The following is a 14688-nucleotide window of genomic DNA, read 5'->3' as shown; positions in this document are numbered from 1 at the left end:
GCTCGCGGCACACCCCCCGGTATCTGACGCCATCCTCCCTGTTTCAACAATTTCAACTTATAAAGCAGGTTGCGTGCCAGGCACGCACAATCGACTACCTTATTGATTTATAAGGAAAATTTTTTACCATCGACAATGTCGCATACGTTTTTCAGCCGTAACACGCGGATGTTACGTAACGTCACGAGGAGGGACGGAACCCTCCCGCACATGTGCGCGCCGGCGAGCGGCCATAAAAAAGCCCGCCATATGGCGGGCTTTTCAGTGGCGGGGAGAAACGCCGAAATCAGCGGAGCTGATTCACGAGCAGCCCCATGATCTGACGAGCCGGTGACGAGGTGTCAATTGCGCCCGAATCGTCGACGACCGCGACACGCGTCTGGTCGGCCGTGAGTGCCTTCACGTTGACACGGTATTGCTTCGCCTGCTTTTCCTTCTTGCCGTGGAACAACTGACTCCAGAAGCCCTGCTCGGCCGAAGTCAGATCCTTCGGATCGACATAGCGCACGAAATACAGGCCCTTCGTGCGATCGCGATCGTCGACCGTGAAGTTCGCACGATCGAGCGCGAGACCGACGTGCAACCACGACCGGTCGTACGGCTCGCCAAGCGTGACTTCCGACGGGACGGCAGCTTCAGCCGCATCGTTGCCTTGCGCCGACGTGCGTGAGACGTTTTGCGCGGCAATCGCTGCAGCAGCCTTCGACGATGCGTCGGCGTCGGCCTTCTTGTCCTTGTCCTTCGGTATCGTGTTGTCCTTGATGTTCGCGATTGGCGGCTCGCCGTTCTTCGCGCGCTGCTCGTTCTGTGCGAGCACCGCCATCAATCGCTTCAGGTATTCGGTCTCGAGTGCCGGATCATTCGGCTTCGGTTCCCACTTGCTCGAATCGTTGTTCGAGCCCGTGATCGCTTCGCGCATCCCCTTCTGGCTGATGAAGACATAGGTGCCGCCGTTCGGCGCCGAATCGAGACGCGTACGGTACTTGTTGCGCTCGGCCGTCACGTACGAGTTGCCCATCGCCTTCGAGATCACGCCACGGATCAGGCCGTCGTTGATCTGCGGATGCGTTTCGTTCCAGTCGGTTTCCATCACGCCCTTGTCGCGCTGGTCGACGACGAGCAGGAAGCCCTGCTCCTGCCAAAACCGGCGAACCTGCGGCCAGATGTCGGCCGGCTGCTTGCCGTCGATCACGAGCCAGCTCTCGGTGCCATCGCGCTGGATATGCATACCGGGCACGGCCGGAGCGACAGTGTCCAGCGCAGGCGCTGCCTGCTGGACCTGCTGTAGCGAGGAAAGGGAAGTCGCGCCGCCCTGGGGCGGCAGCGAACGCTGATCGGCCGTCTCGTCGAGCATATTGGGCGGCACTGCGAGCGACGCTTCCTTCGATTTCGAATCGCTCTTGTAGTCCACTTTCGTGGGCGACGACGTACCGCAACCGGCAACGAGCGCGCCGGTGGCGAGCACTGCAGCGAACCGCATGGTAAGACGAAGATCAGTCATGTTCGGGGAATCCTCTTCCGCTAAATCACGGCGCTTTCCGTGGATCAACCTTGCATTTTACCGGGGCCGCGCCACGATGTGCAAAAAAGCGACGGGCAAGAAAAAACCCGCGCCAGCTTAAGCTGACGCGGGTTCTTGTCTGGTCGGGGCGAGAGGATTTGAACCTCCGACCACCTGCACCCCATGCAGGTACGCTACCAGGCTGCGCTACGCCCCGAAAGAAAAAAATTATAACAGACAGTTTTCCGATTTAGAACGGGTCGCATGCATTTTGTGAATGTTCTTGTGAAATTTTTTGGGCGCAGCGGTTCTGATGCAAGCAACGACGCGCTTGGCACAACGCTGCGCGCCGGCCAGACGGCCTCGCCTTCACCGCTTGCGTGCGACACAGATGACCGTCAGCCCGGCGACGCGGTTGAAACGGAACATCGGCAGCTCGATCCGACAGATCGTCTTGAGCAGGCCGTTCACGAACGGATGGTGACGACGCAATTGCGACGCCGGCACACTCGGTTGCCGCCGCACGCGCTCGCCGAGCCGCAACGCTGCCGCGAGCGGAAACGTGAGGCCGAAATAATAGGCGCCGTGCTCGACGTCGAGCCCCGCGCGACGTACCACGTCCTCGAGACTGCCGAGCGTATATCGGCGCTTGTGCTCCAGAAAATCATCATGACCGCTCCAGAGGAACTGGAACGCGGGAACCGTGATCAGGAAGCGGCTGCCCGAAGGCGCGCCCTTTACATACTGCGTGAGCAGACCGACATCGTCGTCGACATGCTCGAGCACGTCCATCAGCAACACGAGATCGGCATCGAATCGATCAACGGATCGCCGAAAGTGGATGGGCTTGCCGGCCGCCTCGCCATCGGTATCGTCGGCGTAGCTCGTATCGACACACCAAGCTTCCGTCGCCTGCGTACGCTCCAGCAAGTGCTTCGAGAAGAAGCCGGAGCCTGCACCGACATCGAGTATCCGGTTCGCACCTGGCGCCCCCAGGAACCGACGGATCGCACTCGCCTTCGACGCGTAGTACCAGTGATCCCCCACGCCCGCACCCAATACGTCGACTTCCTTGAGATCCATGACGCTTCCCCGTGATGGCTACCGTGCTTTGGTCGATATAGTCACTGCTACCGATCTTACCTCGCTGCTGCCACCGATCCTACCTGCCCCAACGCGCAACCGACAGTGGCAACCCGCTTTCCAACCTAATCGAAAAGGACGATGGCCGGTTCGCCGTAAATCGCTACCGTGCGGTTACCCGGCGCGAGATCGATGCGCGCGGGCGAACCGTCCGACTGCTTGCCGATCGATCCGGCCGCCCCGGCTTTGCCGCGTCGCGCGTGATACAGGAAGCGGTTTCGGTCACCACCGCGGTCGCGACCTCTTGTAACCGTCTCCGACACAGGGCATTGAATGCATCAGAAAAACGAAATTTCCCGTCGACATTTTCTCCGGCTGGGCGTCGGCACGATAGGCATGGCGCTGGGAAGCGCATCGTTTCTGTCGGCATGCGGAGGCGACTCGATTTCGGTCTCGCCCGTCACGACACCGCGGCTGAGTTCCGCTTCGAATTTTCGCGACACGGCCGGGCCGGACGGAACCGGCTACATGACAACGAGCGGTGCCAAGATGAAGAAAGGTGTGATCTATCGTTCATCCGCGCTCGCGTTGTCGGCCGCGGATGTCGCCACCGTCGGCACGCTCGGCATCGGGCAGGTTTGCGACCTGCGCACGCCCGCCGAGATCAAGACGCAACCGGATGTGCCGCTGGCCGGCGCCACCTGGCAAAACCTCAACGTGCTCGGGGCCGCCAGCATCGATCCGATCCCGACCACCGGCGCCACCGCGACGGCTTTCATGTCGAGCATGTACCGCGCGTTCGTCACGTCGGACACCGCGCATGCCAGCTATCACGCGCTCTTCACCGGCTTCGCTGCCTCCGGCGAAAACCTGGTGTTCCACTGCACGGCCGGCAAGGATCGCACGGGATGGGCAACCGCGATCCTGCACACGATCCTCGGCGCGTCCGAACAGACGATACTCGCCGACTATCTGCTAACGAACGTCTATAGCGCATCGGAAATCGCCGCTTCGGTCGCCCAGGCGCAAAAAGCCGGCGGGCAAAATGCGGCAGACATGATGACCGCGCTGCAAGGCGCACACACCGACTATCTGCAGGCGGCATTCGATCAGGTCACCGCGTCGTACGGCTCGATGGCGTCGTATGTCGCGAACGGCCTGCAACTCGACCAGGCGACGCTGAACGCAATCCGCCAGCGCATGCTGACCTGACCGACCTGCGCGCCGCCGCGACGGGGTCGGATCGTATCCACGCCGCGCCTGCTGCAACGCAAATCCGACGAAACCCGCACCGGCCAAGGCTGGAGCGGGTTTGCCCAGGCGCAGCAAGAGCCGCCGATGACGGGTCGCGTCAACCAAACGACCGTTTGATCCAGCCGTCCAACCACCCCGAATCCGTTGTCCCGCAGCCCATCGGCCGGCCCCGCCCGGGCGCCCGTTGTTTGGTAACGCCGCTCTAGCGCGCTATGCCACACTGCACCGCATCGACGCTCGCGCCGTGCAGTGGCGCGCGCAGCCGTCGATCACGACAAGACATGGAGACAGACGATGCGGAATGCGGTCCGGCGCGGCCATCGCTCGCCTTTGGCAATTTTCGACTGGTTTTCCGGCCCGCCACGCGCGGCCCGCCCCATCTCGCCCAGGACATCCCGCGCGTTCGGCTGCGGCGTACTGGCGCTCGCCATGCTGTGTGCCGGTTGCGCGGAATCATCCGCGCAGCGCGACGGCAACACGTCGGCCGCGTCGACGAAGATAGAACGCACCAAGGCCGAACGCCTCGCCCGCGAGCAGCAGGTCGCACGCACCGTGCCGTCGCTCGCATCGATCAGCCTCACGCAATCGCGCCCGTTCACGCTGCGCGACTCGGGCCAGAACGGCGCGATGACGTTCCTGCGCGACGTCGATTTCCGTATCGTCAACAACCTCGGCTTCTTCATCCACCAGCTGTCAGCGACGCTCGTGCCGACGCAGGCCGGCGCGCCGATCGTATTCGACGATCCGACAAGTTTCGAGATCGACGTGCATGAAGGCACGGTCACGCTCGACAACGCGAAGCTGACCGCCCTCTTCAACACCTACATCTTCGGCTACCGCAACGCACCGCTGCGCAAGCTCGCCGTATCGGCCGGCGACGGCGTGATTCATCTGCAAGGCGAGATGCAGCGCGACGGCTGGGTGCCGTTCTCGCTGACCGGCACGCTCGCGATCCGCGATGGCAGCCAGCTCGTGTTCCATCCGATGGGTGTGCAGGTATCGGGCATCAACGCGCAGCCCGTGATGCGCGCGGCCAACGTGAAGATGGCCGACCTGCTGAAAGTCCAGACGCCGATCGCGCAGCTCGCCGGCGACGATCTCGTGATGTCGGTCGACAAGCTGATGCCGCCGCCACGCCTGAAGCTCACGATCACCGCGTTGCGCGTGACGCCGGCCGGCCTCGACCTGAAGCTCGACGACGGCACGCACGCCGGCTTCGCGATGCCCGCGAACGCACCGCAGCAGGCGATGGTCATTCGCGGCGGCGACGTGAAGTTCATGCGCTCGATGCCGATGAACGCGGACATCCTGATCGGCCCGGTCGACTCCACGAAGCCCGGCCAGACTTTCGTGTTCGACCTGTATCACTACCGCGACCAGGTGTCGGCCGGCTACTTCAACTTCGACGAAAGCGGCGCGATGGCGATCCGGATGCCCTCGTATGCGGGCCCGGCCAGCGGCGCGCCGCTCGGCAACGCGGCCGCGCGCCTGAACGACAGCTTCCTCGCCGCGCAGCAGAATGCGCTGCGCGACATACGACAGCACTGGGAAGCCTATGCGCTCGCGGCAAACACCGCCTCCCCTCGCATGCAGAAGGTTGCGATGCGCCGCACGTCGACCACGCCGTTCAACGAACGGCACGTGTCGAACCGCAACCCGACGATCCACTTGCGCAACGTCGACTTCAACCTGTCCGGCGATATCGGCTTTCACGTCGAGGATCTCGACGTGGAACTCGTATCGAAGCGGCCCGGCGACCCCGTCGATCTCGACGACCCGAACCAGTACGACATCCGCATTCTCGGCGGCACCGTCGTCGAGTCGTGGAAGGCGATGTCCGCGCTCTTCAACAGCTATCTGCTCGACTACTCGCCGCGTTCGCTCAACGACTTGCAACTGAGCGCGGACGGTACGAACCTGCGTGTCCAGGGCGGCATCAAGCTGTGGAATCACGTGCCGGGAGTCTGGCTGCCGACCGACATGAAGGGCACGCTGTCCGTGCTCGACGATCGGCACCTCGCGTTCAAGCCGTCCCAGGTGTCGGTGCTCGGCATTCCGCAGGCGAAGCTGTTGCGTTCGCTCGGCATCGAGCTCGCTTCGCTGACGCCGTTGCAGCGGCGCGGCGCGGAACTACGTGGCGACACGCTCGTGCTCGACCAGTACACCGTGTTCCCGCCACCCGTGCTGAACGGCAAGCTTGGACAGGCAACGGTCGAGCGCGACGGGCTGCGCCTCACGTTCAGGCGCATGGCAGGCCCGCCCGCGCCGCAACGGCCGCAGATCGATGCTCCGAGCTACATGTGGATGGAAGGCGGCGACATGAAGATGTTCAACGTGCTCGAACTGAACGTGCGCGCGCTGATCCGGAATTCGGCCGAGGCCGGCCCGATGCGTTTCGACCTGTACGGCTACCGCAGCCAAGTCGCGCAAGGCTCGGTGCGGATGCTGCCGGACGGCACGCTGGTCGTCGACATGGGGCAGAAAAACCCGCTCGCATCACGCTGAAGCGCACACGACACGCATGAAAGAAGCCCGGTGGCACGTCGCCAACCGGGCTTTTCATTTCATCCTTCGCGCTTCGCGCTCAGTCGTGCTTCAGTCCGTCGATCACGTCGAGCAGCGCCTGCCGCAATGCAATGACGTCGACGGTTGCACCCGGCTTGCCCGGCGCGCGTGCATCGGTAGCCTGCGCTTCCGGCTCGACGGGTGTGGCCGCGGCCCGCTCGGCGGCCGGCGCATCAAGCCGGTTGCGCGCACCGTTGATCGTGAATCCCTGCTCGTACAGCAATTCGCGAATCCGCCGGATCAGCAGCACTTCGTGGTGCTGGTAGTACCGGCGATTGCCGCGCCGCTTCACCGGCCGCAGTTGAGTAAATTCCTGTTCCCAATAACGCAGCACATGCGGCTTGACCCCGCACAGTTCGCTGACTTCACCGATCGTGAAGTAGCGCTTCGCGGGAATCGGAGGCAAGACGACTTTCTCAACCGTAGTGGTCATCGTCGGTTAACCGTCGGTAAAGGGTGCGCGGCGGCCGCGCGGGGGCGTCAGCGCGCGGGGCTTACTCCGCGCCGTTTTCGACCAGCGCCTTCAGCTTCTGGCTCGCGTGGAAGGTTACCACCCGGCGAGCCGCGATCGGAATCGCCTCGCCCGTCTTCGGATTGCGGCCCGGACGCTGCGGCTTGTCGCGCAACTGGAAGTTGCCGAACCCCGACAGCTTGACGCTTTCGCCGTTTTCGAGCGCGTCGCGAATCACCTCGAAAAACGCCTCGACCATGTCCTTCGCTTCACGCTTGTTCAGCCCGACGCTGTCGAACAGCAGCTCCGCCAGTTCCGCCTTCGTCAGCGTGGGCGTCTCGGCGGACGCCGGCGCCGAAGCGTCGCGGTTCATGGCGCTGCGTTGCGCCGTCAGGAGGGCTTCGAATTCACTCGAGGTCATGTCGTTCATATCTGCCATACAGCGCGTTAAATCAAAACTTACGATTGGAAAAGGCCGCCCGCGAGCGGGCGAACCTTCTCCTTAGCCGCGCAGGCGCGCACCGGCACGAGCCATCCGCTCGACCAGCGTCTGGATCGCCTGATCGACGACCTCGTCCTGCAGCGTGCCAGCCGCGTCCTGCAGCGTCACGCGGAAGGCAAGGCTCTTCTCGTGCGCGGCAAGACCACCGGAAGTATTTGATTTTGCACGAAATTCGTCGAAGAGTACAACCTTCTGAACGAATCGGCAGGCCTCTTCGGCAAGCGCCTTCTTCATTTCGTCGAAAAGTGCCTGAACCTCGACCGCCTGATCGACGACAACGGCGATATCGCGACGAACCGGCGGGAATTTCGACACGTCGGTCGGCGCGGGCAACGCACGCGCAATCAGCGCATCCGCATCGATCTCGAACATCACCGGCGCTTGCGGCAGCTCGTACTTCTGCATCAGGCGCGGGTGCAGCTCGCCGATCCAGCCGACCGCACGGCCGTCGACTTCGATCCGCGCGCTGCGGCCCGGATGGAGGGCCGGATGCTCCGCCTTCACGAAACGCGCGGCAGCGGGCGCGAGCAGCGCCTCGAGATCGCCCTTCACGTCGAAGAAATCGACCGCGCGGGTCGCTGCGCCCCACTGCTCATCGAGCGCCGGACCATAGGCAAGCGCACCGACGCGCTTCGGCTGCACATAACCCTCGACCGTCAGCTCACCAGCCTTCGCCGCCGCATCGGCGAGGAACACGCGGCCAGCCTCGAACACCCGCACGCGATCCGCGCGGCGGTTCAGGTTGTGGCGCAGCACGGAAATCAGGCTGCCGAACAGCGTCGTGCGCATCACCGACAGTTGGCTCGCGATCGGGTTCAGCAGCCGGATCGGGTTGTCGTTGCCGGCGAAATCGCGCTCCCACTCCGCATCGACGAAGCTGAAATTGACGGTTTCCGCGTAGTCGCGCGCGGCAAGCGCGTGACGGATGTCGTGGATCGAGCGCCGCGTCTCGTTGGTCGCACGCATTTCGCTCGTCGCGACCGGCGGACGCGCCGGGATCTTTTCGAAGCCGTAGATGCGCGCCACTTCCTCGATCAAGTCTTCCTCGATCTCGATGTCGAAGCGATGCGACGGCGGCGTGACGAGGAACGCGTCGTCTTCACGCTCGAACGGCAGGCCGAGGCGCGTGAAGATGCTGGCGATCTCGTCGGCGCCGATCTGCACGCCGATGATGCGGTTCGCGCGCGATACGCGCATCTTCACCGGCGCACGCTGCGGCAGGTTCACGGACTGATCGTCGACCGGCCCGGCCTTGCCGCCGCAGATCTCGAGAATCAGTTGCGTGATGCGCTCGACGTGCTCGACGGTCGTCGCGTAGTCGACGCCGCGCTCGAAGCGATGCGCCGCATCGGTCGAGAAGTTGTACTTGCGCGCACGGCCGCGGATGCTGTCCGGCCACCAGAATGCGGCTTCCAGGTAGATGTTGGTCGTATCGAGCGTAACGGCCGTGCTGTCGCCGCCCATGATGCCGGCCAGGCTTTCGACCTGGCGGTCGTCCGAAATCACGCCGACCGTTTCATCGAGTTCGACCGTGTTGCCGTTGAGCAGCTTCAGCGATTCGCCACGCTTGCCCCAGCGCACCTCGATGCCGCCGTGGATCTTGTCGAGATCGAACACGTGCGACGGGCGGCCGAGCTCGAACATCACGTAGTTCGAGATGTCGACGAGCGCCGACACGCTGCGCTGGCCGGAACGCTCGAGACGCTCGACCATCCACTGCGGGGTCTTCGCATGCGCGTTCACGCCGCGGATCACGCGCCCCGAGAAACGGCCGCACAGATCGGGCGCGGCAATGTGCACCGGCAGCGTCTCGTCGAGCTCGACGCGCACCGGGCGGATGTCGACCGGCGTCAGCGGCGCGCCGGTGATCGCGGCCGTCTCGCGTGCGATTCCGAACACGGACAGGCAGTCGGCCTTGTTCGGCGTCAGCTTGATTTCGAAGATCGTGTCGTCGAGATTGAGCGTCTCGCGGATGTCCTGGCCGACCGGCGTATCTTCCGGCAGCACCAGCAGGCCGCTGTGATCCTCGGACAGCTTCAGCTCGCGCGCCGAGCACAGCATCCCCTGGCTCTCCACGCCGCGCAACTTCGACAGCTTGATCGCGAACGGCTTGCCGCCCTCTTCTGCCGGCGGCAGTTCCGCGCCGACCAGCGCGACCGGCACCTTGATGCCGGGCGCGACGTTCGGTGCGCCGCAGACGATATTCAGCGTCGCACCGGTGCCGGCGTCGACCTGGCAGACATTGAGCTTGTCCGCATCCGGATGCTTGACGACTTCGAGCACGCGGCCGACGACGATCTTCGACGTCGGCGGCGCAGCCTTGCTCAGCGATTCGACTTCGAGCCCCGCCATCGTCAGCGCGTGCGACAGTTCGTCGGTTGTCAGCTGCGGGTCGACAAAGGTTCTCAACCAGGATTCAGGGAATTGCATGGATGTCTACGTTCGAAACAGGTTAGATCGACGCCCGGGCCCCGTCGGATCGGCCGTCGGGGCGTGCGCGGGCACAGGTCGGCGCGGCGCGCGGCGTTACGCGAACTGGCGCAGGAAACGCAGGTCGTTCTCGAAGAACAGCCGGAGATCCTGTACGCCGTAGCGCAGCATCGTCAGGCGCTCGAGGCCGCTGCCGAACGCAAAGCCGATGTAGCGCTCGGGATCGAGGCCCATGTTGCGAATCACGGTCGGATGCACCTGCCCCGAACCGGAGATCTCGAGCCACTTGCCGGCGTTCTTGCCTTGCTCGAACATCATGTCGATCTCGGCCGACGGTTCCGTGAACGGGAAATACGACGGACGGAAGCGCACGAGGATGTCGTCGCGCTCGAAGAATTTTTTCAGGAAGTCGGTATAGACGCCCTTGAGGTCGGCGAAGCTGATGTTTTCGTCGATCCACAGCCCCTCGACCTGATTGAACATCGGCGAGTGGGTCGCATCGCTGTCGACGCGATACGTGCGGCCCGGCGCGATCACCTTGATCGGCGGACGGTTCATGCGCGCGTAACGCACCTGCATCGGGCTCGTGTGCGTGCGCAGCAGCAGCTGGCGGCCGTCGGCATCCTTGCCTTCGACGTAGAAGGTGTCCTGCATCGAACGCGCCGGATGGTTCTCCGGGCTGTTCAGCGACGTGAAGTTGTACCAGTCGGTCTCGATTTCGGGGCCATCGGCCACATCGAAGCCGATCGAGCCGAAAATCTGTTCGACACGCTCCCACGTGCGCATCACGGGGTGCAGGCTGCCTGCTCCGGCGCCGCGGCCCGGCAACGTCACGTCGATCGCTTCGGCAGTGAGGCGCTGATTCAGCAGCGCGTCGGCCAGTGCCTGACGACGTGCGGTCAGCGCGGCTTCAACCTGCTGCTTCGCGACGTTGATGCGTGCGCCTTCGGTCTTGCGTGCTTCGGGATCGAGCTTGCCGAGACCCTTCAGCAACTCGGTCAGCGCGCCCGACTTGCCGAGAAATCGTGCTTTCTCGTTTTCGAGCGTGGTGATGTCGGCAGCCTGTTCGAAGGACTGCTGCGCGTCGGCGACAATCTGGTCCAGATCCATAGATCCCATCATTTCCAACGTCATTCGGTCTTGGCGAGCGAAATCGCCCACCAAACAAAAAAGGGGCTCGGAAGAGCCCCGTTTTCGCTGCAGCGGCCGAGACTACCGGAACATCGCTGCAACTAACCACGCAGTGCTAATTTCGCAATTAGGCTGCAACGGCGGCTTTCACCTGCTTGACGATCGCAGCAAAAGCAGCCTTGTCGAACACCGCCATATCGGCCAGCACCTTACGGTCGAGTTCGATCGACGCCTTCTTCAGGCCGTTGATGAACACGCTGTAGGTCATGTCGTGCTGGCGAACTGCCGCGTTGATACGCGTGATCCACAGTGCGCGGAACACACGCTTCTTGTTGCGGCGATCGCGGTACGCGTACTGACCAGCGCGCATCACCGCCTGCTTGGCGATGCGGTAGACGTTATTGCGGCGGCCGCGATAACCCTTGGCCAGGTTGATGATCTTCTTGTGGCGGGCCCGTGCGGTTACCCCACGTTTGACTCGAGGCATGTTTCTCTCCTTAGAGTATCAGTTAGGGGTTACGCGAACGGCAGCATCGCGCGGACGGAGTTCAGATCGGAATCATGAACTGCCGTTGCGCCGCGCAGGTGACGCTTGTTCTTCGTGGTTTTCTTGGTCAGGATGTGACGCTTGAAGGCTTGACCGCGCTTGACGGTACCGCCCGGCCGCACCACGAAGCGCTTTGCAGCACTCTTCTTGGTCTTCATCTTAGGCATGACGAACAACTCCAGTTTATTAGATGGCGATGGGTGTGCGGTTGGCTTGCGCCCTTGACCCGCCCTTCGAAACCCAGTCCACTTGTGTACGGCGAACCGCTTGCGCAGCCGCCGTCATTGTTGGCACGCCGCCCTGACCGGGCAACGCGCCGAACCACTGCGAACCTGCGCGCGAAGCGCGCGGGCCCGTTACTTCTTTTTCTTCGGCGAAAGCACCATGATCATCTGGCGCCCTTCCATCTTCGGCATCTGCTCGACCTGGCCGACTTCCTCGAGATCCGTGCGCAGACGCTCAAGCATCCGCATACCGATTTCCTGGTGAGCCATTTCGCGGCCGCGGAAACGCAACGTGATCTTCGTCTTGTCGCCTTCTTCGAGGAAGCGCACGAGATTGCGGAGCTTGACGTTGTAGTCACCGTCATCGGTACCCGGGCGGAACTTGACTTCCTTGACCTGGATGACCTTCTGCTTCAGCTTCGCTTCGTGTTGCTTTTTCGATTCCTGGTACTTGAACTTGCCGTAATCCATCAGACGGCAAACCGGGGGAACCGCTTGCGGCGCGATTTCCACCAGGTCAACATCCAGTTCTTCCGATTTACGGAAAGCATCAGCGAGTTTTACGATACCGAGCGGCTCGTTCTCGATCCCGACCAGGCGCACTTCCGGCGCAGTGATTTCACCGTTGATGCGGTGCGACGACTTATCAGTAGCGATGTTACGTTTCCTCTAAAAATTAAAAAAACGAGCCGCGCTGCCAGGGCGGTTACTTGAACGACCGCAGGTCTTCCTGCAGACGCTCAACGAAGGCATCGACCGGCATCACGCCAAGATCGACGCCGCCACGGGCACGCACGGCTACCGTTTGCGCATCACGCTCCTTATCACCCACGACGAGGAGATAAGGCACCTTTTCCAGCGTGTGCTCGCGTATTTTATAGCTAATCTTCTCATTGCGCAAATCGGCCGTCACTCTAACCCCTTGTTTTTGCAACGATTGGGCCAGAGATTGCGCATATTCGGCCTGACTTTCGGCGATATTGAGCACAACTGCCTGGAACGGCGCGAGCCAGGCCGGCATCGCACCAGCGTGGTGCTCGATCAAAATGCCGAGGAAACGCTCCATCGAACCGACGATTGCACGGTGCAGCATCACCGGACGACGGCGGCTGCTGTCATCCGCGACATACTCGGCGCCGAGACGCTCCGGCAGCACCATGTCGAGCTGCAGCGTGCCGCACTGCCACGAACGGCCGAGCGCATCCTTGATGTGATACTCGATCTTCGGACCGTAGAACGCACCCTCACCCGGCAGCTCTTCCCACGTGAGGCCGCAGGCCGTCAGCGCATCGCGCAGGCCCTGCTCGGCGCGATCCCAGGTTTCGTCCGTACCCGCGCGTTGCTCCGGGCGCAGCGATAGCTTGATGTCGATGTGATCGAAGCCGAAGTCCTTGTACACGCTCATTGCCAGCGTGTTGAACGCGATCGATTCCGAGATGAACTGGTCTTCCGTACAGAAGATGTGCGCATCGTCCTGCACGAAGCCGCGCACGCGCATCAGACCGTGCAGCGCGCCCGATGCCTCGTTGCGGTGACACGAACCGAATTCCGCGTAACGCAGCGGCAGGTCGCGATACGAACGCAGGCCGTGCTTGAACACCTGGACGTGGCCGGGGCAGTTCATCGGCTTGATCGCGTAGTCGCGCTTCTCCGACTCCGTCGTGAACATGTTCTCGCGGTAGTTCTGCCAGTGGCCCGACGCTTCCCACAGCGAGCGGTCCATGATCATCGGCGTCTTGATCTCGAGGTAACCGGCTTCGTTCACGCGGCGGCGCATGTACTGCTCGACCTGCTGCCACAGCGCCCAGCCCTTCGGATGCCAGAACACCATGCCCGGCGACTCTTCCTGCATGTGAAACAGGTCGAGCTGCTTGCCGAGCTTGCGGTGGTCGCGCTTTTCCGCTTCCTCGAGCATGTGCAGGTACTGGTCCTGGTCTTCCTTCTTCGTCCAGGCCGTGCCATAGATGCGCTGCAGCTGCTCGTTCTTCGAATCGCCGCGCCAGTACGCGCCCGCGACCTTCATCAGCTTGAAGACCTTCAGCTTGCCGGTGGACGGCACGTGCGGACCACGGCACAGATCGGTAAAGCCGCCGTGCGAATACAGCTTGATTTCATCGCTTTGCGGAATCGATTCGATGATCTCGGCCTTGTACTTCTCGCCGATGCTGCGGAAGTAGCCCGCCGCTTCGTCGCGCGACACGACACGGCGCGTGACGGGCTCGTCCTTCTTCACAAGTTCCTGCATGCGCTTTTCGATCTTTTCCAGATCTTCCGGCGTAAACGGGCGGTTGTACGAGAAGTCGTAATAGAAGCCGTTGTCGATCACCGGGCCGATCGTCACCTGCGCGTCCGGATACAGTTCCTTCACCGCGTACGCGAGCAAGTGCGCCGTCGAGTGACGGATGATGTCGAGGCCGTCGGCGTCCTTGTCGGTCACGATCGCGAGCGACGCGTCGCGGTCGATCACGGCCGACGTATCGACGAGCTCGCCATCGAGCTTGCCACCAAGCGCAGCCTTCGCAAGGCCGGGACCGATCGAGGCTGCAACCTCGGCAACTGTCACCGGATGCTCGTATTGTCGAACTGAGCCGTCAGGCAAGCGTATCGAAACCATAGCAATCTCCGTGATGCCGACAGTGGGCGGCAGACCAGGTACGCGATTTAAAAATCACGCGGGAAAATTTCGCGACAAAAAAAATGCGGCCCCGCTTTCGAGGGGCCGCATTCGATACTTCACTCAAACTGAAAGGGCGAAAGGGTTCCTCGACTAGCGTCGCTCCGAAAAGGTTTCGGTCAACGTTCGCGGTGTCATAACCGTATTCGCCTTGTTTGCGTTGAGTTATTTACTGCATCGAACACCCGGAGGACCGGGCATTCTCAATTCGTTGGTAGGCTCGATTGGACTCGAACCAACGACCCCCACCATGTCAAGGTGGTGCTCTAACCAGCTGAGCTACGAGCCTAGTGAAGCTAAGATTATATGGAGCCGTTACCCGCTTG

At 62.5% G+C, this 14688-nt stretch carries 12 protein-coding genes and 2 tRNA genes; 2 read left to right on the top strand and 12 right to left on the bottom strand.

What is annotated here, in order from left to right:
* Positions 1–286: 286 nt before the first annotated feature.
* The 3 genes from bamC to ACPTTC_RS08580 form a co-directional block, all read right to left on the bottom strand.
* Positions 287–1501 (bottom strand): outer membrane protein assembly factor BamC, encoded by a 1215-nt coding sequence (gene bamC, locus ACPTTC_RS08590; RefSeq protein ID WP_423392197.1) that lies wholly within the window; start codon positions 1499–1501, stop codon positions 287–289.
* Positions 1502–1641: 140 nt separating this feature from the next.
* Positions 1642–1718 (bottom strand) — tRNA-Pro (locus tag ACPTTC_RS08585).
* A gap of 152 nt (positions 1719–1870) precedes the next feature.
* Positions 1871–2584: a class I SAM-dependent methyltransferase gene (locus tag ACPTTC_RS08580; RefSeq protein WP_423392196.1), complete on the bottom strand. Its 714-nt coding sequence runs from the start codon at positions 2582–2584 to the stop codon at positions 1871–1873.
* A gap of 396 nt (positions 2585–2980) precedes the next feature.
* Between ACPTTC_RS08580 and ACPTTC_RS08575 the strand changes: the two genes are divergently transcribed.
* Both ACPTTC_RS08575 and ACPTTC_RS08570 read left to right on the top strand, forming a co-directional pair.
* Positions 2981–3796, top strand: coding sequence for a tyrosine-protein phosphatase (locus tag ACPTTC_RS08575; RefSeq protein ID WP_423392195.1), 816 nt, complete (start codon positions 2981–2983; stop codon positions 3794–3796).
* A 336-nt stretch (positions 3797–4132) separates the two neighbouring features.
* Entirely contained in the window at positions 4133–6343 is a 2211-nt protein-coding gene (locus tag ACPTTC_RS08570; protein ID WP_423392194.1) for a hypothetical protein, read from the top strand.
* Positions 6344–6422: 79 nt separating this feature from the next.
* Here ACPTTC_RS08570 and ACPTTC_RS08565 read toward each other — a convergent pair whose 3' ends face one another.
* The 9 genes from ACPTTC_RS08565 to ACPTTC_RS08525 form a co-directional block, all read right to left on the bottom strand.
* Positions 6423–6836 carry a MerR family transcriptional regulator gene (locus ACPTTC_RS08565; protein ID WP_423392193.1) on the bottom strand — a complete coding sequence of 138 codons (414 nt, stop codon included), beginning with the start codon at positions 6834–6836 and terminating at the stop codon, positions 6423–6425.
* Between the two features lie 61 nt (positions 6837–6897).
* Positions 6898–7284 carry an integration host factor subunit alpha gene (locus ACPTTC_RS08560; protein WP_040144036.1) on the bottom strand — a complete coding sequence of 129 codons (387 nt, stop codon included), beginning with the start codon at positions 7282–7284 and terminating at the stop codon, positions 6898–6900.
* A 72-nt stretch (positions 7285–7356) separates the two neighbouring features.
* Positions 7357–9786 (bottom strand): phenylalanine--tRNA ligase subunit beta, encoded by a 2430-nt coding sequence (pheT, locus tag ACPTTC_RS08555; RefSeq protein ID WP_423392192.1) that lies wholly within the window; start codon positions 9784–9786, stop codon positions 7357–7359.
* Between the two features lie 96 nt (positions 9787–9882).
* Positions 9883–10896 (bottom strand): phenylalanine--tRNA ligase subunit alpha, encoded by a 1014-nt coding sequence (gene pheS, locus ACPTTC_RS08550; RefSeq protein ID WP_006486107.1) that lies wholly within the window; start codon positions 10894–10896, stop codon positions 9883–9885.
* 148 nt (positions 10897–11044) lie between these two features.
* The gene (gene rplT, locus ACPTTC_RS08545; RefSeq protein WP_004192938.1) at positions 11045–11404 is read right to left on the bottom strand and encodes a 50S ribosomal protein L20; all 360 of its coding nucleotides are present in this window, start codon (positions 11402–11404) and stop codon (positions 11045–11047) included.
* Between the two features lie 29 nt (positions 11405–11433).
* Complete coding sequence (gene rpmI / locus ACPTTC_RS08540; protein WP_004191477.1) at positions 11434–11631, bottom strand: 50S ribosomal protein L35; 198 nt, start codon at positions 11629–11631, stop codon at positions 11434–11436.
* Between the two features lie 189 nt (positions 11632–11820).
* Complete coding sequence (gene infC / locus ACPTTC_RS08535) at positions 11821–12345, bottom strand: translation initiation factor IF-3 (RefSeq protein ID WP_071734130.1); 525 nt, start codon at positions 12343–12345, stop codon at positions 11821–11823.
* A 49-nt stretch (positions 12346–12394) separates the two neighbouring features.
* The gene (gene thrS / locus ACPTTC_RS08530; protein ID WP_423392191.1) at positions 12395–14302 is read right to left on the bottom strand and encodes a threonine--tRNA ligase; all 1908 of its coding nucleotides are present in this window, start codon (positions 14300–14302) and stop codon (positions 12395–12397) included.
* 272 nt (positions 14303–14574) lie between these two features.
* Positions 14575–14651, bottom strand: a tRNA-Val gene (locus tag ACPTTC_RS08525).
* Positions 14652–14688 lie beyond the last annotated feature (37 nt).

The organism is Burkholderia mycopellens, assembly GCF_964265025.1.
Taxonomy (GTDB): Bacteria; Pseudomonadota; Gammaproteobacteria; order Burkholderiales; family Burkholderiaceae; genus Burkholderia.
The sequence above is the reverse complement of the archived record's forward strand: the minus strand, read 5'-3'. Positions and strand labels throughout refer to the sequence as shown.

What these genes read in the sequence shown, in the direction of transcription:
- ACPTTC_RS08575 (WP_423392195.1), top strand. Translation starts at nt 2,981, where the DNA reads ATGGCGCTGGGAAGCGCATCGTTTCTGTCGGCATGCGGAGGCGACTCG.
- pheT (WP_423392192.1), bottom strand. Translation starts at nt 9,786, where the DNA reads ATGCAATTCCCTGAATCCTGGTTGAGAACCTTTGTCGACCCGCAGCTG.
- rpmI (WP_004191477.1), bottom strand. Translation starts at nt 11,631, where the DNA reads ATGCCTAAGATGAAGACCAAGAAGAGTGCTGCAAAGCGCTTCGTGGTG.
- ACPTTC_RS08580 (WP_423392196.1), bottom strand. Translation starts at nt 2,584, where the DNA reads ATGGATCTCAAGGAAGTCGACGTATTGGGTGCGGGCGTGGGGGATCAC.
- pheS (WP_006486107.1), bottom strand. Translation starts at nt 10,896, where the DNA reads ATGGATCTGGACCAGATTGTCGCCGACGCGCAGCAGTCCTTCGAACAG.
- ACPTTC_RS08570 (WP_423392194.1), top strand. Translation starts at nt 4,133, where the DNA reads ATGCGGAATGCGGTCCGGCGCGGCCATCGCTCGCCTTTGGCAATTTTC.
- ACPTTC_RS08565 (WP_423392193.1), bottom strand. Translation starts at nt 6,836, where the DNA reads ATGACCACTACGGTTGAGAAAGTCGTCTTGCCTCCGATTCCCGCGAAG.
- rplT (WP_004192938.1), bottom strand. Translation starts at nt 11,404, where the DNA reads ATGCCTCGAGTCAAACGTGGGGTAACCGCACGGGCCCGCCACAAGAAG.
- ACPTTC_RS08560 (WP_040144036.1), bottom strand. Translation starts at nt 7,284, where the DNA reads ATGAACGACATGACCTCGAGTGAATTCGAAGCCCTCCTGACGGCGCAA.
- thrS (WP_423392191.1), bottom strand. Translation starts at nt 14,302, where the DNA reads ATGGTTTCGATACGCTTGCCTGACGGCTCAGTTCGACAATACGAGCAT.
- bamC (WP_423392197.1), bottom strand. Translation starts at nt 1,501, where the DNA reads ATGACTGATCTTCGTCTTACCATGCGGTTCGCTGCAGTGCTCGCCACC.